At 70.2% G+C, this 19,048-nt stretch carries 14 protein-coding genes and 2 pseudogenes; 10 read left to right on the top strand and 6 right to left on the bottom strand.

Annotated features, from left to right (window positions below; translation table 11 throughout):
• The first annotated feature begins 8 nt into the window (after positions 1-8).
• Both ACFYXB_RS22950 and ACFYXB_RS22945 read left to right on the top strand, forming a co-directional pair.
• Positions 9-731, top strand: coding sequence for a hypothetical protein (locus tag ACFYXB_RS22950; protein WP_389585247.1), 723 nt, complete (start codon positions 9-11; stop codon positions 729-731).
• Complete coding sequence (locus tag ACFYXB_RS22945) at positions 728-2,590, top strand: M48 family metalloprotease (RefSeq protein WP_389585245.1); 1,863 nt, start codon at positions 728-730, stop codon at positions 2,588-2,590. The genes ACFYXB_RS22950 and ACFYXB_RS22945 overlap by 4 nt, the downstream gene beginning before the upstream one ends.
• An 82-nt stretch (positions 2,591-2,672) precedes the next feature.
• Here ACFYXB_RS22945 and ACFYXB_RS22940 read toward each other — a convergent pair.
• Positions 2,673-3,417: pseudogene (locus ACFYXB_RS22940) on the bottom strand (DinB family protein).
• A gap of 176 nt (positions 3,418-3,593) precedes the next feature.
• On the opposite strand from ACFYXB_RS22940, the gene ACFYXB_RS22935 reads away from it, so the two are divergent.
• Complete coding sequence (locus tag ACFYXB_RS22935) at positions 3,594-4,250, top strand: TOPRIM nucleotidyl transferase/hydrolase domain-containing protein (protein WP_389585244.1); 657 nt, start codon at positions 3,594-3,596, stop codon at positions 4,248-4,250.
• 105 nt (positions 4,251-4,355) lie between these two features.
• On the opposite strand, the gene ACFYXB_RS22930 is transcribed toward ACFYXB_RS22935, so the two are convergent.
• Positions 4,356-5,537, bottom strand: coding sequence for an MFS transporter (locus ACFYXB_RS22930; protein WP_389585242.1), 1,182 nt, complete (start codon positions 5,535-5,537; stop codon positions 4,356-4,358).
• Between the two features lie 295 nt (positions 5,538-5,832).
• Positions 5,833-6,819 (bottom strand): 2,3-diaminopropionate biosynthesis protein SbnA, encoded by a 987-nt coding sequence (gene sbnA, locus ACFYXB_RS22925; RefSeq protein WP_389585240.1) that lies wholly within the window; start codon positions 6,817-6,819, stop codon positions 5,833-5,835.
• Between the two features lie 359 nt (positions 6,820-7,178).
• Between sbnA and ACFYXB_RS22920 the strand changes: the two genes are divergently transcribed.
• From ACFYXB_RS22920 to ACFYXB_RS22905, 4 genes are read left to right on the top strand one after another with little or no spacing between them, the layout of a single operon-like run.
• Entirely contained in the window at positions 7,179-8,054 is an 876-nt protein-coding gene (locus ACFYXB_RS22920; RefSeq protein ID WP_389585238.1) for a hypothetical protein, read from the top strand.
• On the top strand, positions 8,021-8,362 hold the full coding sequence (locus tag ACFYXB_RS22915; RefSeq protein WP_351365880.1) for a VOC family protein: 342 nt from the start codon (positions 8,021-8,023) through the stop codon (positions 8,360-8,362). Before ACFYXB_RS22920 ends, ACFYXB_RS22915 begins: the two co-directional genes overlap by 34 nt.
• Before the next feature lie 27 nt (positions 8,363-8,389).
• Positions 8,390-8,926, top strand: a complete 537-nt coding sequence (locus ACFYXB_RS22910; RefSeq protein WP_389585236.1) for a DinB family protein — start codon at positions 8,390-8,392, stop codon at positions 8,924-8,926.
• Positions 8,927-8,955: 29 nt separating this feature from the next.
• Complete coding sequence (locus ACFYXB_RS22905) at positions 8,956-10,101, top strand: CapA family protein (RefSeq protein WP_389585234.1); 1,146 nt, start codon at positions 8,956-8,958, stop codon at positions 10,099-10,101.
• Between the two features lie 76 nt (positions 10,102-10,177).
• Here the strand turns inward: ACFYXB_RS22905 and ACFYXB_RS22900 are convergent.
• Together ACFYXB_RS22900 and ACFYXB_RS22895 are read right to left on the bottom strand one after the other, a co-directional pair.
• Positions 10,178-10,345 (bottom strand): annotated as a pseudogene (locus ACFYXB_RS22900) (VOC family protein); the annotation flags it as partial.
• A gap of 402 nt (positions 10,346-10,747) precedes the next feature.
• Positions 10,748-10,906, bottom strand: coding sequence for a hypothetical protein (locus ACFYXB_RS22895; RefSeq protein WP_389585232.1), 159 nt, complete (start codon positions 10,904-10,906; stop codon positions 10,748-10,750).
• Positions 10,907-11,135: 229 nt separating this feature from the next.
• Between ACFYXB_RS22895 and ACFYXB_RS22890 the strand changes: the two genes are divergently transcribed.
• The 3 genes from ACFYXB_RS22890 (at position 11,136) to pgm (ending at position 14,763) form a co-directional block, all read left to right on the top strand.
• The gene (locus tag ACFYXB_RS22890) at positions 11,136-11,966 is read left to right on the top strand and encodes a PP2C family protein-serine/threonine phosphatase (RefSeq protein ID WP_389585230.1); all 831 of its coding nucleotides are present in this window, start codon (positions 11,136-11,138) and stop codon (positions 11,964-11,966) included.
• A 60-nt stretch (positions 11,967-12,026) separates the two neighbouring features.
• On the top strand, positions 12,027-12,998 hold the full coding sequence (locus ACFYXB_RS22885; protein WP_389585323.1) for an MASE1 domain-containing protein: 972 nt from the start codon (positions 12,027-12,029) through the stop codon (positions 12,996-12,998).
• Positions 12,999-13,122: 124 nt separating this feature from the next.
• Positions 13,123-14,763, top strand: a complete 1,641-nt coding sequence (pgm, locus tag ACFYXB_RS22880) for a phosphoglucomutase (alpha-D-glucose-1,6-bisphosphate-dependent) (RefSeq protein WP_389585227.1) — start codon at positions 13,123-13,125, stop codon at positions 14,761-14,763.
• A gap of 51 nt (positions 14,764-14,814) precedes the next feature.
• Here the strand turns inward: pgm and ACFYXB_RS22875 are convergent, their stop codons facing one another.
• Positions 14,815-18,918, bottom strand: coding sequence for a discoidin domain-containing protein (locus ACFYXB_RS22875; RefSeq protein WP_389585224.1), 4,104 nt, complete (start codon positions 18,916-18,918; stop codon positions 14,815-14,817).
• Between the last annotated feature and the right edge of the window lie 130 nt (positions 18,919-19,048).

Raw genomic sequence — 19,048 nt, 5'->3', positions numbered from 1 at the left:
AGGGCACTGTGGCCGGTGACGACCTCGACCGCTGGGGCGTGCGGATAGCGCGATGGACGGTACCCGACGAAACCGCTCTCGCGGCGCAGATCACCCGCGCCTACGCGGCCGGCGGCAAAACACGCCGGGAGCTCTTCCGGACCGAAGGGCTCGCCCCCGGTGGGTTCGGCGGCGGGATCTCCACCGTGCTGCCCGAACTCCTGGACGCGCTGGCCTACGCTGCCGACGTGGTGAAGGCGGCCCTGGGCAGCCAGCAGTTCGCCAATGCCGTCTCCGCGGCCGCGCTGCTGGTCAGCCTGCGGGCGCAACGCACCGGGCAGGAGCCGCACCCGCCACCCGGTCCTGCCCGCACCAGCGAGGGGCACGCGGGCAGCCGAACCCCGAGCACGCCGCAGCAACCCTCAGGAGAAGGAGTGCTGGCCGCGCTGCACATGTGCCAACGGCTGCGCGCCCGGGGAGTCGACACGGCCACGGCCGAGGAACTCGTGGCCCAGCTGACCGCGCAATTACTGGGCGCCGAGGACCGGGACGGCGTTGCTGCGTTCCTCGACGCTCTGGTGGCGAACGAGCCGCCCGAACCGGCCCTCCCCGGGCCCCGACGCCTCGGGGCTCCGCTGCGCCGTCTGGCCGGTGCGGCCTCCGGCCTGCTGCGCCGCCGCACCGCGCCAGGAGCCGACACCGCGCCGGGTAGGCCGCCCATGACGACACAAGGTGAGACGGACGGCGCATGAGTCGGGCGACCGCCGCTCATCCGGCACAGCCGGCATCCGGGCCCGGCGCCCGGCCCGCGCGGCTGTGGGGGCCGCCGCCCTGGCTGTGGCTGACCCTGGGACTGCTCGGAGCGCAGGTCCCGGTGCTGGTCGACTGGCTGACCTGGACGGTGTCCGGGAGCAGGATCGAGTACGACCGGAGCCCCGCCCTGCTGACGGTTCTGGCACTGACCCTCGTACAACTGCTCCCCATGCTCTTCCTGCTGGCGGGCGCCCTCTCCCTGGTCCCGCCCCAGCCGCGCACACGGCGGGTCGAGCGGCGGTACGGGCTGCGGCCCCCGCACAACGAGCCGTATCCCGCTCAGCACGTCTATGACCAGATGCGGCGCTTCCTGGCCGAACGGGCGCCGGGCACCGAACTGCGGGTCACCGTGCAGCGGGCCCTGCTCGCTCGTGTCTATCCCGGCGGCTGGCGCACCACACGGGTCGCAGTCTTCAGCCCGCTGGTCAGTCTGTGGGAGAGGGACCGGGAAGCGGCCGAAGCGGTCCTGCTGCACGAGATCGGCCACCTCCGGCACGGCGAGCAGCATGTCGCCGGGCTCGGCAGCCCGTTCACTGCGCTGGTCAGAGCCTGGCCGTACGTCTTCGTGATGTTCGGCCTGATGCCCGTGGCGCTGCTGTTCGCCTCCGGGAACGCGACCGCGCCCCTGATGTCGGCTCAGATCGTCCTGGTGGTCCTGAGCGTGCCCAAGGTGCTGCTGATCGTGGTGAGCGCCTTGTGGTCGGCGGAGCTGACCGCGGACCGGTTCGCCGCCCGGACGGCCGGACGGGCAGCGCAACTACGCGCCCTGAACGCCCTGGCGGAGTCCGCCCACGGCGCCCTAGTCCGGCTCTACCACCCGCCCGTGCGCCTGCGGCTGTGGTTCACCGCCCGCACCGAGCAGCCGGTTGCTCAACTCGTGCTGATGCTCCTGTGGCCGGCGGCGGTGCTCACGGAAAACCTGCTGGACCTGCTCGGCGCCGCACTGGCCTACCGTCTGCTCGGCGACTCCTCCACGGACGGGGCCGTCCGGACCGCCGTATCACTCGCTCATGGGCAGCTCACCTCGGGTCCCATGTGGTGGGCGATGCTGGGCGCTCTCGCCGTCTGGCCCCTGTTTGCCGGGCTGTGGCCACGGCTGTGGGGGTGGCGTGGGCGGGCGGTCGGCGCCTTCTCACCGGTCGTGTACGCGACCTCCGCCCTACTGCCCGTGCTGGCCCTCGTCCTCGGACTCCTTCCTGCGGGCCCGAAGCCCGGCGAGCCCTCCCGGGACGGCGCCCGCGTTCCTGCCACAGGCGGTGGTACGGCCGGAACCGCCAGCCTGCCGACGCCCTGCCCCAGTCCTTCGAGGCCCACGCCGCCCACCCGACCCGAAAGGCTCCCGTCCTTCGACGCCCCGCAGACGCCGGACACCACGAGCGCCGCCCCACCCGCCGATGGCCGCACGCGGTCATTCCGCACGCTCCACGTCGTCTCCGTGGAACCGCTGTCCGGGGCGCCCGCCCAGGCCCAGGACTTGGCGGACCGCCTCAGCCATGTCCACTGGACGCTGGCTGCCGACGGGACACTCACCGCCGACGGCGCCGACATCCCCGTACTGCACACCACCGCCGTGCACGACGGCACCCGCATCCTGGACGGCGACCACACCCGGACCACGGACGTCAGCGCCACCACGACCTGGCTGGACGCCCGGCTGCGCACTCAGACCGGCCGCACCATGCGACTCGACCTGATCCGCGCGGCGACCGGCATCACGCACGCCGTGGTCGCCTGCCAGGTGTTCGACTCCACCGTCACCACCGCTGCCCGCCTCACCCTGCAACTCGAAGAGCGATGAAAGACATGCGATGACGCGGCCCGCCGCCGACTCGGGTTGATCATCGCCGCCGACACCCGGCTCCGGCTTGCTCGCCCTGGGCCTACCCAGGCGTGGTGAAGCGGGTCCGCCATGGGTCGCGGAGGAGCGCGATCTCGGCCATGTGGTGGATGAATTCGAGGTTGGCCCCCCACACGACGGCGATGAACGGTTCGTCGGGGTCGGAGCCGTAGGGGTACTGCGAGAAGCCCACCGTGTCGAGTTGCTCGTCGGTGAGGGCGGCGACGTCGTTGCGCCAGCGGTCGATCACCACCCAGAACCGTTCGAGTGCCAGGGCGGGGGAGGGGTGAAGTCGACCAGCAGCTTCGGTTCCCGCCGCTGTTCGCCGAAGGTCCATTCCCATTGGCCCGCGAAGCAGAAGTGCAGGTGCGCCAGCCGCCACGCGATGGTCGTGACCGGCGTCTCGTCGGGCTCCGGCTCACCGGTGTGGGCGAGGATCTGCTCGACCCGCTCGACACTCACACTCCAGTCCTCGGCGATCTTGGCGACCGACATGCCGCCGGTGGCCTGCCGGGCGACCTCGGCGTACTCACTCGCCGGGATGTCCGGGGCGCCCAGGTCGAGCACTCACTCGCCCGGCCCGAACGCCCGGCCCGAACGCCCGGCCCGAACGCCCGGGGCGTCGACGCCCCGGCCCGGCGTCGGATCGACCAGCTGCCGGGCGCCGGCTCCCACAGGTACTCCTCGTCGCCCAGCCCCGTCAGCCGTACCTGGGCCATCTCCCTGGCCTTGTCGAACTGGTCGAGCAGCAAGCCCAAACGGTCGGTCCGCACGCCCTCGATCTCCATGCCCGGCACCCCTCGTGAGCGCGTCGCGTGCCTCACAGCGCTCAGGCGGAAGTTAACGGCTCGCCCTCACGGAGCGCGACCGAATCAGCAAAGGCTCCTTGAGCCGCTGCGCTCGAAAAACGTGCGTGCGTACGGGATTTGGGCCGTGCCAGGATGACGTCAGGAAGCGAGGTCTCGTGGATGAGTTGAGGCGATTTTGTCTGGCGCTGGTCGCGTGGGCGGCCGGCGGAGCAGGGGCGGATGCGGCCGCCGCGGAGGCGCGGGAGCTGGCCGGTGGCGGTGCGCGGACGGTCGTGCTCGTCGAGGGGAGCAGTGATCAGGTCGCGCTCGAAGTGCTGGCCACGCGCCACGGCCGCGACCTCGGTGCGGAGGGCGTCGCGGTGGTACCGCTCGGAGGTGCGACGAACATCGGGCGTTTCCTGGACGTGTGCGGTCCTCCGGGGCTCGGCCTCCCGCTCGCCGGTCTCTGCGACATCGGCGAGGAGCGGCATTTCCGGCGTCATCTGGAGCGGGTCGGACTCGGGTCCGGTCTCACCCGCGCCGGACTGGAGACACTCGGGTTCCACGTGTGCGTCGCCGACCTGGAGGACGAGCTGATCCGCGCTCTCGGGCCCGAGGGCGTGCAGCAGGTGATCGAGGACCAGGGCGAGATGCGCCCATTCCGCACCTTCCGGGGCCAGCCGGCACAGCGAGAACGACCCGTGGAACACCAACTGCGCCGCTTCATGGGCACGCACAGCGGTCGCAAGGCGCTCTACGCGCGGGCGCTGGTCGCGCACCTGGACCTCGGGCGCGTTCCCCGGCCGCTGGAGCGCCTCCTCGCACACGTCTGACACGGTCGACGCCATCGCCGCGTCGGCGTACGGCCCGTCAGCCGTCCTCGGCTCGCTTGTCGCGGCCGGTCTGGTGGAGGAGGACGCGGCGATGGTCGTAGCGCGCTACTTGTGCGTCGTAGTTGACCTGGCCGGCTCAAGCTGTCGGCGTTCGGTGGACCAGTAGAGAAGGGCGATCAGGGAGAGGACGGAGCCCAGGACGGTGAGCCCTGTCCAGCCCTCCATGTGGTACATGACGGAACCGAGCTGGGAACCGGCCGCGCCGCCGATGAAGAACGTGGCGATGAAGGCGCTGTTGAGGCGGGCACGGGCGGTGGGGTCGAGCTGATAGACGGTGTGCTGACCGAGGATGAGGGTGGTCTGCACAGCCATGTCGATGAGGATCGCGGCCAGGGCGATCAGGATGATGCTGTGCCGGCCGAATCCCGCGAGTGCGAAGGCGAGTGCGGCGACGGCGAGTGCGACGCCGGTCATGGGACGTACGAGTCCCCGGTCGGCCCAGTGCCCGGCGAACGGGGCGATGGCCGCGCCGGCAGCGCCGACGAGCGCGAAGACGCCGACTCCGATCTGCGAGTAGTGGAAGTGGGGACCGGTCAGCACGAAGGAGAGGGTGGTCCAGAAGGCACTGAACGCGCCGAACATCGCTGCCTGGTAGAGGCCGCGGCGCACCAGAGCGGGGTGCGTACGCATCAGCCGCGCGGTGGAGCGCAGCACGTGATGGTAGGGGATGGCGGTGGTCGGGGCCTGCCGCGGCAGGGCCGTGCGCAGGGCTACGGCGAGCACCGCCATGAGGGCGGCCGAGCCGAGGAAGACGATGCGCCAGCCGACGAGGTCGGAGACCAGGCTGCTCAGTGTGCGGGAGAGGAGGATGCCGGCGAGGAGACCGCTCATCACCCGCCCGACGATGCGTCCGCGGGCGTGGTCGGGTGCGAGGCTCGCGGCGAAGGGCACCAGGATCTGGGCGACCACCGAGGTGGCTCCGCCGGCCAGTGAGGCGATCAGCAGCATGGGGAAACTGGTGGCCAGTCCGGCCGCCACCAGGGCGAGCGTCGTGACCGTCAGGAGGACGGTGATCAGGTTGCGCTTCTCCAGCCGGTCGCCGAGCGGGACCAGGAAGAGCATGCCGATCACGTACCCGACCTGGGTGAACGTGATCAGGGCGCCGGCCGTGGCCGGGCTGACGTGAAAGACGCCGCTCAGCGAGGACAGCAGGGGCTGGGCGTAGTACAGGTTGGCGACCGTCATGCCGGAAGCGACGGCGAAGAGCGCGACCAGGCGGCCCGGCACGTCGTGAGACGACCGCGTGGGCGATGGCCTACGAGGGCTCCGGATCTTTGACGAAACAGACAAGAGAACCTTCTTGACGGAGCGAACCGGGAGGGTGGCCCGAGTGCGGAAGCATGGGGTCATGGCCGGCAGCGCCCTCGATGCCGCCATGAACGTCAAAACGCCGCGACACCAGACGCGCTTCCCTGCCAGATGCGATGATCGGGAATGTCAGTTATCTCGATCGGAGATATCTGCCGCGCTCGCCGTTCCCGTCCGGTGCGACCAGGTGCGGTTCGTGGTCTTCCCTGTCCGGTCACGCTGCCTGGGACGAGGTGGTCAGCGTCTGGGAGTCGAGGACGGTCTCGCCGTACAGGTCCTGCACCCAGTTGGTCTGGTAGATGGTCTCGAGGTAGCGCTCACCGAGATCCGGGGCGATGGCCACCCCGGTCAGTTCCTGTTCCTCCTGGCGGGCCAGCCAGGCCATCGCGCCGGTGACCACTGTGCCGGTGGAACCCCCGAACAGGAAGCCGTGCCGGGCCAGCCGGTGACAGGTTCGGACCGTGTCGGCCTCTGCCACGCGTACGACATCGTCGACATAGGACTCGTCCAGCAGCGGCGGGCGCCTGCTGGTGCCCAGGCCGGGGATCATGCGCCGGCCAGGGGCGCCCCCGAACGTCACCGAGCCCTCGCTGTCGACGGCCACGACGCGCACCGGCCGGTGCCACTCGCGGAAGTAACGTGCGCAGCCCATCAGGGTCCCGGTGGTGCCGGCACCGACGAACAGCACGTCCAGGTCCGGGAACTGCCGGGCGATGTCCGGCGCGGTCCTGCGGTAGTGGGCCAGGGCGTTGCCGGGGTTGGCGTACTGGTTGAGCCACACATGACGGTCGTCGGAGGCGCACAGGGCGCGGACATGGTCGATGCGCGCGCCGAGGAAGCCGCCGACGGGGTCGGGCTCACTGATGACGTGGACCTGGCTGCCCAAGGCTTCCATCATCATCCTGGTCGCCAGGTTGCAGCGAGAGTCGGTCACGCACAGGAATCGGTATCCCCTGCTTGCCGCGATCATGCTCAGGGCCACTCCCAGGTTGCCCGAGGACGACTCGACCAGAACCGAGTCCGGTGACAGGCGGCCCTCGCGTTCGGCGATCTCGACCATTTCGGTGGCCGCCTTGAGTTTGATCGATCCGGCGAAATTGAAGCCCTCGCATTTGAGGAACAACGACTGCCCGAAGATTCCCTCGAGGTCGACGTAGAGGTCGTCCTCGTTGAATTCCAGTGGGGTGGATATGACGGGCATGGTCGTCTCCTCGACGGTGGGGGAGTGTCGCCAGGACGCTGAGTCGTCTCGGTGCGGCCCGGGGAGGAATCGGGCCGTGAGCTGCGATTCGCCGGAACACCTCCAGTACGCCCAAAGGAGAGCGCCGTCGTCATGTCACCGAAGTTCGTGACTTGACACCTGCGTTGTTCGTGGATATGCGGCCGGGGAATTCACGGCGTGGCTACCGGTAAATCGACCGACCTGTCAAGAGCATCGCCCTGCGTCAAGCCCCGACATCCAGGGGCAGGACACGAGCTTTCCGAACGGCCCTACTGGAGAGGCGGGCGTCATGAATCCGCCCGCACCGAAACTGACCGAAACGTTCTCCAGGAGCCCACGTGCCAGGTAAATCCGCCGAGGTCGGCACGGCTGATCCGGCTGACATCTCTCCCCTTCAGGACGGCGGGGACCCCGGGCGGGCCACCGGCACAGAGAGGCTTCTGGCCGAGGTGCCGGCCGGCATCCTCCGTGTCGAACAGGTGCCGTTCGACAGTCACTTCTTCAACGACCTGGGGGCCGATTCCCTGGTGATGGCCCAGTTCTGCGCGCGGGTCACCCTCATCAGCGCCACCAGAACCGCGGCGTCCGCGGCACTGGCCGCCGACCGCCTCACCCGTGACCGGCAACGCCCCACCCGCATCGGCTTCTTCGGCTCGGGCCTGATCGCCCGCTACATTCACACCTTCCTGACCGCCACGGGCTGGTCCTTCGACGGGACCGGCGTCCACGACCTGTCCGCGGCCAGTGCCACCGGTTTCCGCGACTACGTCCAACAGGCCGGTACGGCAGGACGGATCACCATGCACGACGACCCCGAGGAACTGATCCGCTCCAGCGACCTCGTCGTCTTCGCCACGATCGCGGGTGCGCCGCACGTGAACGACCCGGCCTGGTTCGACCACAACCCCGTGGTGCTGCATGTGTCCCTGCGCGACCTTGCACCCGAGATCATTCTGGCCTCGACCAACATCGTCGACGACGTCGAACACTGCCTCAAGGCCAACACCTCGCCCCACCTGGCCGAACAGCTCACCGGCAACCGCGACTTCGTGCACGGCACGCTGGCAGACGTGATGGCGGAAAACGTGGCGCTCCCCACGGACCGCCCTCCACGACCTGAGCCGCCACGGGTGAGGACTGGATACGGGAGCGTCCGATCAGCGGGACCTACCATGACGCCATGGCCGTCGACCTCTTCGCAGGCATTCCAGTGAACGACTACGCAGCGGCGCTGACCTGGTACGAACGCCTGCTCGGTTCCCCGCCGGCATTCATCCCGAACGACGCCGAGGCCGTGTGGGAACTGGCGGAACATCGATATGTGTACATCGAGCATCGGCCCGGGCACGCGGGCCATGCCATGCACACCCTCTTCGTCGACGACCTCGACATCCGGGTCGCCGGGATCGCTGATCGGGGGCTACGGCCCAGGAGCCGCGCGACCTATGCGAATGGCGTGCGCAAGGTCACGTACCAGGATCCGGACGGAAACGAGATCGGCTTCGGCGGCACCCCGCAATGAAGGCGATGAGTCAAGGAGACCCCGAACGTGAGCGACATGGTGGTCCAGAAGATCGTTCGCCCCGAGCGCATGGTGTCGGGCCCATGGCTGGAGGTGATCGCCTCGAACCTCGACTACCACCGAGCGACTTTCCTTTGGAAGTGCGAGGGTCTCTCGGACGTACAACTGCGGCAACGGCCTCTGCGGTCGTCGGCGTTGACCCTGCTGGGGCTCATGCGTCATCTGCAGGGGGTCGAGCGTGCCTGGTTCCAGCGGACGCTGGCGGGCACAAGCCCGCGATTCTTCCCCTATCGGACCTACGTCACCCCCGCCGGTGACGAGTGGTACGACGAGTCGGACCCCACGCCGGCCAAGGACGTCTACGCGGACTACCTGAAGGCGTGCGGCGAGTCCCGTCAGGTGTTCGCACAGGTGACCCACGACCCTGCGCGCATCGTGCCGAACCCGGAGTTCGGTGACACCGATGTGCGATTCGTCCTGGAGCACGTGATCGAGGAGTACGCCCGCCACGTCGGTCACGCGGACCTCCTGCGCGAAGCCATCGACGGCGCCACCGGGGAGTAGCCCACCCGTGGGCTGTTTAGTCTGGAGTCATGGGCGAAGGCCTGGTCACCCTGTCCCTGTGCGGTGACGTGATGCTGGGCCGGGGCGTGGATCAGATCCTTCCGCACCCGGGTGACCCGGCACTGCGGGAGACGTACATCCGCGATGCCCGCGCGTATGTGGAACTGGCGGAGGCGGTGAACGGGCCGATTCCGTGGCCGGTGGGTTTCGACTGGCCCTGGGGCGAGACACTCGCGGTCCTGGACCGGGCCGCGCCCGACGCCCGGATCGTCAACCTGGAGACCAGCGTCACCCGGAACGGCTCCTTTTTGCTCGGCAAGGGGGTCCACTACCGTATGAACCCCGCCAACCTACCGTGCCTGGCCGCCGTCCGCCCGGATGTCTGCGTGCTGGCCAACAACCACGTTCTGGATTTCGGGCGCACCGGACTCGACGAGACACTCGCCGCCCTGGCGGACGACGGGCTCCGGACGGCGGGGGCGGGCCGGGACGCGGAGGAGGCGAGGCGGCCGGCGATCGTCCCGGTGGAGGGTGGCGGGCGGGTGCTGGTCTTCTCCTGCGGGATGCCGTCGAGTGGTATCCCCCACGGGTGGGCCGCGACCGCACGGCGTGCGGGCGTGGATTTCGTCGCCGGGCCGTCCGCCGCCGCGGCAGCCGAGCTGATCGGCTGCCTGCGGGCGATGAAACGGCCGGGCGATGTCGCGGTGGTTTCGATCCACTGGGGGGCCAACTGGGGCTCCAGCGTCTCCCGTGACGAAGTCCGCTTCGCGCATGCGCTGGTCGACGGCGGGGTCGACGTGGTGCACGGGCATTCCTCGCACCATCCGCGCCCGGTGGAGGTGTACCGCGGAAAGCTGATCCTGTACGGGTGCGGCGACTTCGTCGACGACTACGAGGGGATCCGCGGCTACGAGCGCTACCGGGACGATCTGCGATTGCTGTACCTGGTCACGCTTGCCGCGGTGGAGCCCGGCACGGGCATGCCGGTCAGCGTGCGGATGGTGCCCTTCCAGGCACGGCGGATGCGGCTGGAGCACGCTTCGGCGGAGGACGCCGAGTGGCTGCGGAGCACAGTGGACGGGGAAAGCCGCCGCTTCGGCTCATGGGTCGACCGCGGGCCGGCCGGCCAGCTCGCTGTCCGTCACTGTGCGACGGCCCGAAGCGAAGACGAATGACCCGGACGGGCGCCGCCGCGCGACCGGCAGCCCGTTCTCACCCGCGGACCATCGCCAGCACCTCGTCGCGCAGCCGGTCGACGCATACGCCGACCGGGTCCCGCCAATCGAAGCCGCCGCGTCCAACGTTGGTCACGCCGGGTTCCTCGCTGGAAACACCCCAGCCGAGCGTCTCCGCCCAGAACCGGCCGACCGCCGAGTCATCAAGACCCATTATGTTCACCAGAACAGGTCGCAGTGTCATGCCGGCGATCCTGTGCACCCGCTCTGCAACGACATCCGCAGGTACCGTCGCCAAACAGGGATCAACTCTCTGCTCAACGCAATGGTCAGCTCGCCAACTAGTACGTTCAGCCCTGCCAGGTGAACTGCTCACTCGCCAGACGAAGTGCTAAGTCGCAGTCAGCCCCTACGACACCACGAGTTCAACCTCAGTAGTGGCGCCACTGACTTCCCAGTCGTCCGCCCACGCGATGACGTGACCGCCTACGCCGGCAACGGCCGACAGGACGTTGTCCCTCTGACGTGCAGGGGGCCACGTTGCATCCGACTTCCGCGGCAGTCGGCGCACGCCTACGAAGCACTTCCCGCACCCGTCGTATGGCCGCTCTTCAGCACCACTCATCCCGCCCCCTCCGCAGTACAGTTAGCCCGTAGTACTGATGAGGAAGCCGTTGTATGTCACCCTCAGCGAGGGCGCCGGCTCGGCCGCCGCCGCGGGGGCGGTGCCGGCGAGCGCGGCGGCGGGCAGCGCGAGGGCGAGCACGGCCGCGCCCAGGGTGCGGCGCGGTGCGGGGAACGTCACTGGATCTCCCTTTGCGTGGAGAAGGGTGAGTGGCGCCGCACATCAAACCACCCGTTGTTACTCTCAGGTAACATCTGCGTGGGTAACAGGTGGCTCACAGTCGGGAGTCGGGCGGACGCGGGTCGGGGCGGTGCATCGCTGCAGGCCGCGTGGTCGAGTCGTTATGATCGTCCGAAGATGAAAAGCAGGGGTTTGTCCGCAATGGGTCATTGCCCCGACGGAGTGATCGATGCCCCGCATGCGCTCAGTGGACGACGGCGACGAGCTGCTGGCCAGACTCAGGTCGCTCACCGCCCAGGCGCGCGAGCGCGCCGAGCTGCAGCGCTCCCAGGTCGAGCTGGCCATCGAGCTCCAGCGCGGCATGCTCCCGCGGGACCTGCCCGCCGCCCCGGGCTTCCATCTGGCCGTCCGCTACGCGCCCGCCTGCCACGGCCTCAATGTGGGCGGTGACTGGTACGACGCCTTCACGCTGCCCGACGGCCGTATCGCGCTGTCCATCGGGGACGTACAGGGCCACAACATCGAGGCCGCCGCCTTCATGGGCCAGGTACGGGCCGGGCTGCGGGCGCTCGCCTCCGTCACCGGCGAGCCGGGCGAACTCCTCGCCCGCACGAACGACCTGCTGGTCTCCCTCGGCAGCGATCTCTTCGCCACCTGCACCTTCCTGCGCCTCGACCCATCCTGCGGGGTGCTGGAGAGCGCGCGGGCCGGTCACGTCCCGTACGTCTGGGCCACCGCGGACGGAAGGTCCGGCATCGCCGAGGACGAGGGCGGACCGCCCCTCGGCATCCAGCAGGGCGCCCGGTACCCGGTGTCCCGGTACCGGCTCACCGCGGGCGAAGTCTTCGTCCTGCTCACCGACGGCGTGGTGGAGGGGCCTGCACTCGACGTCGAGGACGGCCTCGGCCAGGTGGTGCGCCTCGCGGGCATCGCCGCCGTGGCCGGCCTGGACGCGACATCGCTGGCCGCCGCCGTGATCAAGGGCGCCGAACGTGTGGGCCACGACGACGACGCCGCCGTGCTCGTGCTGGGCTACGACGAGCACGGCCGTCAGCCATAGGGCCGGACGCCACGCGCTCCCGCCTCGCCGACGGGAGCGCACCGGTGTCTGATGGCTGCTGTGGTGGGTAACCAGGAGGTGCTCCGGCCGGGCGTGTTCCTCATGCGGACGCTGGTGGTCGCCGCCTGCTACTACGCGGCGGGACGGCTGGGGCTCCTGCGCAGCCTGGTCGTCGACGACGCTGTGTTCACCCCCATCTGGCCGCCCACCGGCGTCGCGGTGGCCTGCCTCCTGCTCCTCGGGATGCGCGCCTGGCCCGGCATTGCGCTGGGCGCCTTCCTCGTCACCATGTCCATCGACACCCCGCGCCTCGACGCCATCGGCACCGTCGCGGGCAACACCGCCGCGCCCGTGTGCGCGTACCTGCTGCTGCGCCGCGTCGGCTTCCGCACCGATCTCAGCCGCTTACGGGACGGCCTCGCACTCGTCTTCCTCGGCGCCCTGGCCGTCATGGTGATCAGTGCGACCACCGGCGTCGGCCTCCTCGTCCTCGCGGACCGGCTCGCCGCACACGACTTCTGGGTCGTCTGGCTGGCGTGGTGGGTGGGCGACGCGATGGGCGTCCTGATCGTCACCCCGATCCTGCTCCTGCTGCACCGGGCGCACTGGCCGCCGAGCCTTGCGCGGTGGAAGGAGGCCACGGCCGTGGTGCTGGTCGCCGGCTTCCTGGTGCCGCTGGCCGCGCTCAGCGTCATGAGCCTGCTCTTCCTCGTCTACCCGCTCGTGATCTGGGCGGCGCTGCGCTTCCGGCTCGCGGGCAGCATGCTGTGCGCGCTGTTCGCGTCCGTCGCCGCCACGGTGGCCGCGACGGAAGGATTCGGACCCTTCAAGGGCCTGACCGACGAACAGGTGATGATGAAGCTCCAGGCCTTCAACGGGACGCTGGCCCTGACCGCCCTGCTCCTGTCCGCCGTGATCACCGAACAGCGCAACACCCGCAGGTCCGTGGAGCAGGCCTGCCAGGAACTGGCCGAGGTCCTGGAGCACCTCACCGCGACCGACGCCCCGCCCGGCCGCGGGCCACGGCCGTGACCAACTCGTCGTCGCCCTCTGCCGTATCCGCCTCCTGATACGGCGGCGCACTCGCGCGTCGGGTCCGTGTCGGGGAAAGATGAGACGTCGAGCGATGGATCAACCGATGCGGAGGAGCGGACCCATGCCGCACGAGCGAGCGGGCAGCCCGGCCGGGCCCGAGGACCTTGTCGATGTGGCCCGGCTGGTCACGGCGTACTACGCACTGCACCCCGACCCGGCCGAGCCCGAACAGCGCGTGGCGTTCGGAACGTCCGGACACCGCGGATCGTCGCTGGCGACGGCGTTCAACGAGGACCACATCGCCGCCACCAGCCAGGCGATCTGCGAATACCGCGCCGTCCAGGGCACCGACGGTCCCCTTTTCCTGGGGGCCGACACCCACGCCCTGTCGGAGCCCGCGAAGGTCACCGCGCTGGAGGTGTTCGCCGCCAACGACGTCACGGTGCTGATCGACAGCGCGGACGGCTACACCCCCACCCCGGCGGTCTCGCACGCCATCCTCACCCACAACCGCGGCCGCACGTCCGGCCTCGCGGACGGCGTGGTCGTCACCCCCTCGCACAACCCGCCCGCCGACGGCGGCTTCAAGTACAACCCGCCGAGCGGTGGGCCCGCCGCGTCGGACGCGACCTCCTGGATCCAGGACCGCGCCAACCGGATCATCGCGCACGGCCTCAAGGACGTACGGCGGATCCCGTACGCCCGCGCGCTCGCCGCCTCCACCACCGGGCCGTACGACTTCCTGGACGCCTATGTCGACGACCTGCCCGGCGTGCTGGATCTCGACGCCGTCCGGGCCGCCGGGGTGCGCATCGGCGCCGACCCGCTGGGCGGGGCGTCCGTCGCCTACTGGGGTCGGATCGCCGAACGGCACGGGCTCGACCTGACCGTGGTCAATCCGTACACCGATCCCACTTGGCGGTTCATGACGCTCGACTGGGACGGCCAGATCCGTATGGACTGCTCGTCGCCGTACGCGATGGCCTCGCTCATCGAACAGCGCGACCGTTTCGACCTCGCCACCGGCAACGACGCCGACGCCGACCGGCACGGCATCGTCACACCGGACGCGGGCCTGATGAACCCCAACCACTACCTCGCCGTCGCCATCAACTACCTTTACAGCCACCGCGAGCGGTGGCCGGCCGGCGCGGGCGTGGGCAAGACCCTCGTCTCGTCCTCGATGATCGACCGTGTCGCCGCCGACCTCGGTCGTGAACTCGTCGAAGTGCCGGTCGGGTTCAAGTGGTTCGTGGACGGACTGTCCGACGGGAGCATCGGCTTCGGCGGCGAGGAGTCGGCCGGCGCGTCCTTCCTGCGCCGGGACGGATCGGTGTGGACCACCGACAAGGACGGCATCCTGTTGGCCCTGCTCGCCTCCGAGATCACGGCGGTCACCGAGAAGACGCCGTCCCAACACTATGCCGCACTGACCGACCGCTTCGGTGCCCCGGCCTACGCCCGCATCGACGCCCCCGCGTCCCGCGAGGAGAAGGCCCTGCTGGCGAAGCTCTCCCCGGCTCAGGTCACCGCCGAGACCCTCGCCGGGGAGGCGGTCACCCGCGTCCTCACCGAGGCCCCGGGCAACGGCGCCGCGATCGGCGGGATCAAGGTGACGACCGACAACGCCTGGTTCGCGGCGCGTCCTTCGGGCACCGAGGACGTGTACAAGATCTACGCCGAGTCGTTCCTCGGCGCCGATCACCTCGCCCGGGTGCAGGAGGAGGCCAAGGGCGTGGTCCTGGCGGCGCTCGGCGGCTGAGCCGGCGGCCGGGCCCCGGGGAGGAGGGGCCCGGCCGCGGTCGTCGGGCCGTCAGGCCTGGGCGGTGGCTCGGGGCACGTTGAAGCCCTCCAGCCGAAGCTTCGGCCCGGAGGTGAGGGCCGGGGCCGGCCAGGACGCCGTGACCGTCCTCGACTCGCCGGGCAGCAGCCACAGGTAGTTGTCGCTGTAGAGCGTGGGCAGCACCCGCTCCCCGGACCGCGCGTCGAGGAGCGAGAGCCGCACCATCGCCGCGACCGACGAACCCCGGTTGGTGACCCGCGCCGTCAGCTCATGACGCGTGCCGGACTCGTCCGTGTCCGTGATGTCGACGGACACCCGGGTCTGCGGGGCCTTGTTCAGCGCCTGCATGGCGTGCGGGTCGCGGTAGCGCCAGTACGTGTTTTCCGAGAGCAGCCCGCCCCGCGCGTCCGTGAGCCTCAGCCGCAGGAGGTGGAAGTCGGGCAGGTCGTCCGTCCAGCCCGCGGTGAACGCCTCCGTCGTCGCGGAGGGCGCCAGATCGAGCTTCTGGCGCTGTTCCGGGGCGACTTGGCGTCCGGAGACGTCGTAACAGCGGGCGGAGACCGTGGCACCCGCGATCCGCTCCGCCGTGTGGTTGACCGCGATCACCCGGCCGTCCCCCGGCGAGGCCTGGACGTGAACCTGCTCGCCCGCCTTCCGGGCCCCGTAGTAGGCGCCGTTGACGTCGAAGTCGTAGTCGTACGTCTGCCACACCGTGCTGTACCAGGCGGGATGCGACATCCACAGCAGCAGTCCGCTCGCGTCCTGCCACAGCCGGGCGTTCCACGCCTCGAACATGGCCCTGAAGTTCTCATAGTTGACGAACTGCGCCTTGCGGGCGAAGTCGTCGAGGTCCTTCGAGGTGTCCAGGCGGGACTCGACGGCCGCCCGGTAGTTCTGCGGGGCCTGGTTCCCGCGCGTGCTCCAGTCGTGGTAGTACCAGGCGCCGCCGATCGGCCACTCCGGCTCGTCGCCCACCATCCGGCGCAGCGTCTCGGCCGTCGACACCACCGGCATGCCGATCTCGGTGTGGAAGCCGAAGTTGCCGCTGCCGTACGTGGTGGGGGAGTGGTAGCGGTCCGGCTCGACCCAGCCGTAGGGGCCGCCGCCGGAGACGATGCCGGCCGCCGAGTTGTTCTGGTAGAGCAGATCCGGCGCCTCCGCGCGGACCGCGGCACGCATGCCGTCGTCCACCGGCCCGGGTGGGTTGCCCTCGTTGGCGCCGCACCACACCACGATGCTCGGGTGCGTGCGGTAACGGCGCACGGTGTCCTGCGCGATGCTCAGGAACGCGTCGTGGTCCGGCGGGTCCATCGCCCACGCGTTGGGGAAGTCGTTCCACACCAGGATGCCGTGCTCGTCGCAACTGGCGAAGAACTCCTCGCGGTTGCTGGTGCCGAGCCAGTTGCGGATCATCGTGAAGTTCATGTCGCGGTGCATCCGCACGGCCGCGTCCATGCGCTCCGGCGACATCCGCCGCAGCAGTTCGTCCCAGCCCCAGTTGCCGCCCCGGCAGAACACGCGGACCCCGTTGACGCTGATCTTCAGCGGCACGGTCGAGTTGTCCACGGACTTCACCTCCGTCCAGTCGTCGCCGTTGTCGGAGACCTGGACGGTGAACGTCTTCGCGTACGCCTGCTCCCAGAGGATCACCACCCGGTCGAACCGCACCGACGAGCCCAGGTCGACCCGGATCCACTGGTCGTCCTCGTAGGCCGACGTCCAGCGGGTGTTGGCGTTCCCGTCCACCGCGTCCGCCGCGTGGCTGCTGTCGGCCTCGGAGGACGCGTCCGCCTGCTTGCGCAGCGCCAGGTCGGTGCCGGGCGAGCCGCTGTCCACGACCGACAGGCTCCACATCGACGAACCCCAACTGGTCGCCCGCGTACGGCACAGGACCCGCACCCAGCGCGCTGTCGTCGCGTCGAACTCCACGCTCTGCAGGCTCGCCGCGCCCGCCGTCCGGAAGGGCAGCGGAGCCGCGGTGTTGTCGACGTCGGCCGCCGCGGTCCACGCGTCGCCGTCGGTGGAGACCTCGACGGTGAACGTCTTCGCGTACGCCTGCTCCCAGGTGATGACGACCCGGTCGAAGGAGAGCGCCGACCCCAGGTCGACCTGGATCCACTGGTCGTCCTCGAACGCCGACGACCAACGCGTCTTCGGGTCACCGTCCGTGGCGTTGCCGGGCTGGTTCGCGGCGTCGTCCACGGAGGAGGAGGTGGCCGTCGTGTGCAGGGCCAGGTCGGTGTCGGGCGCGGTGCTGTCGGCGACCGCGAGGCTCCACATCGACGAGCCCCAGCCGGTGGCCCGGGTACGGCACCGGATGCGGACGTAACGGGCCTTGGTGCGGGCGAAGTCGACGGTTTGGGCGTAGGCGTCGCTGCCCGACTGGAAGGTCAGCGGCACGTCGTACTCGTAGCCGAACTGCCGTATGCCGAAACGTGTCGAGCGCCGGTCACTCTCCGTGCCCCCGACCGAGGCGGTGAGCGTGAGGTCGTGCAGATGCTGCTCGCCGTAGCCGTTCGGCCACCACAGCCTGGGGTTCTTCAAGCGGAGTTGGGCGTGGTCGGCCGGGGTGAACACGACGTCCGCCGTCTCGCCTGCGGGCACGGTCACCGAGCGGCTCAGCCGTACGCCGTCGAAGGCCGCGGTGACGGTGACACTGCGCGCGTCGGTGTCGGCGTTGCGCACCGGGACCACGATCGTCAGCTCGGCCGTGCCCGTGTCCGGCAGGTCGGGCAGCCGGGTGTCGACCCGAGGGTCACCGAGGACGGCCGCGCCGGTCGAGCGCAGCCGGACGTGGTTCCAGATGCCGGCGGCCCGGTCCCGGACGGCGGGCATCCAGTCCCAGCCCGAGGCGGCCAGATACGTCGGCGAGTTGCGGTTCATCATGTTCGCACCGGCGTCCACGAACGCAAGACCCGCCGGGCCCTTGTCGGTGGGGCTGCCCGGGAACGGCATCGGCGTGATCTTCACCGCGAGCGTCTGGTCGCCGGCGTCGGCCAGCAGCTCGGTCACGTCGAGGGCGGTGCGGGCGTAGGGGAAGGTGAGGTCGCCGGCATTGCGGCCGTTGAGCCAGACGTCGGCGTGGTGGTTGACGCCGTCGAACTCCAGCCAGACGTGGCGTCCCGCGCCGGTGCGCAGGCCCTTCGGCAGCCGGAACTGCCGCCGGTACCACCAGGAGTGGCGGGACAGGGCCTCCGGGACGTGCAGGTTGTTGAAGGCGGCGACCGGGTCGGGCAGGTGTCCCTGGTCCACGAGGGAGGTCAGGACGGTGCCGGGCACCGTCGCCGGCAGCCAACGGCTGGTGTCCACTGTGGGCTTGGAGAGCGCGACGCTGTCCCCGTCCGCCCAGTCGTCCATCGTGAGGTCCCAGCCCGATTCCAGCGGGACCGTGCCGTCGGCGGCCACGCGGAGCGCCGGGGCGTCGGTGTCGTGGGTGCCCCAGTCGGTCCAGCCGGTGGCGCGGGGACGGGCGGTGCGCGAAGTGCCGTAGACCTGGAAGCCGTTGAGGCCCAGCGGGTTGGAGTTGGAGCGCCCCCGTACGGTCAGCCGCACCCAGCGGGCCGTGACGGCCCTCGACAGCGTGATCTCCACGACCCCGCCCTTGCCCGAGTCGGTGGCGTACACGCTCGTCCACGACGTGTTGTCGCGCGAGGTCTCGACGACGAAGTCGACCGCGCAACTCGACAGGATCTCCTGGCCGGTGGTGTTGTCGCGGGGGCTGCCGCTCGGCGAGTCGTGGAACGGCGGGTCGTCCACGGTCGCCTCGAAGACCAGCCGCACCGACTCGACCTCGCACAGCGCCTGGAGGTCGACCGCGATCCACTGCGGATCGCCGTCCGCCGCACGCCAGCCTGAGCCGCGCACCCCAACCAGCTCGAGGCCGTCCACGGCGAACTCGGCGGGGGTGGGTGCGTAGTCGGTGGACGACACCTTGACCGGGCGGTAGGCGGCGAGTTCGCCCCGCGACGTCTGCTGTACCTGTCCGGAATCCGCCACGGCGGCCGTGTGTACCTGTCCGGAATCCGCCACGGCGGCCGTGCTCGGCAGCGCCATGCCGAGCCCGAAGCCAGCGAGGAGGGTGGAACCGGCGGACAGCAGGGTGCGACGGGAGGGCTGAGGGGTCTGATCCGACATGAGCGGCGGCTCCGATCAGGGGTGTTCGTGAACGGGGGTGGCCTGGAACCAGCATGTGACAACGTTGTCAAATGTCCCGATGACAACGTTGCCGAACCCTGCACCGCGCGGCCGGGACTGTCAAGGTCCC

This window comes from Streptomyces sp. NPDC002619 (assembly GCF_042889305.1).
Classification (GTDB): domain Bacteria; phylum Actinomycetota; class Actinomycetes; order Streptomycetales; family Streptomycetaceae; genus Streptomyces.
The sequence above is the reverse complement of the archived record's forward strand: the minus strand, read 5'-3'. Positions and strand labels throughout refer to the sequence as shown.

Bases quoted from the DNA above. Each gene is read 5' to 3' on its own strand.
- sbnA (WP_389585240.1), bottom strand. From the start codon at position 6,819: ATGCCCGTCATATCCACCCCACTGGAATTCAACGAGGACGACCTCTAC.
- ACFYXB_RS22915 (WP_351365880.1), top strand. From the start codon at position 8,021: ATGGCCGTCGACCTCTTCGCAGGCATTCCAGTGAACGACTACGCAGCG.
- ACFYXB_RS22875 (WP_389585224.1), bottom strand. From the start codon at position 18,918: ATGTCGGATCAGACCCCTCAGCCCTCCCGTCGCACCCTGCTGTCCGCC.
- pgm (WP_389585227.1), top strand. From the start codon at position 13,123: ATGCCGCACGAGCGAGCGGGCAGCCCGGCCGGGCCCGAGGACCTTGTC.
- ACFYXB_RS22890 (WP_389585230.1), top strand. From the start codon at position 11,136: ATGCCCCGCATGCGCTCAGTGGACGACGGCGACGAGCTGCTGGCCAGA.
- ACFYXB_RS22905 (WP_389585234.1), top strand. From the start codon at position 8,956: ATGGGCGAAGGCCTGGTCACCCTGTCCCTGTGCGGTGACGTGATGCTG.
- ACFYXB_RS22945 (WP_389585245.1), top strand. From the start codon at position 728: ATGAGTCGGGCGACCGCCGCTCATCCGGCACAGCCGGCATCCGGGCCC.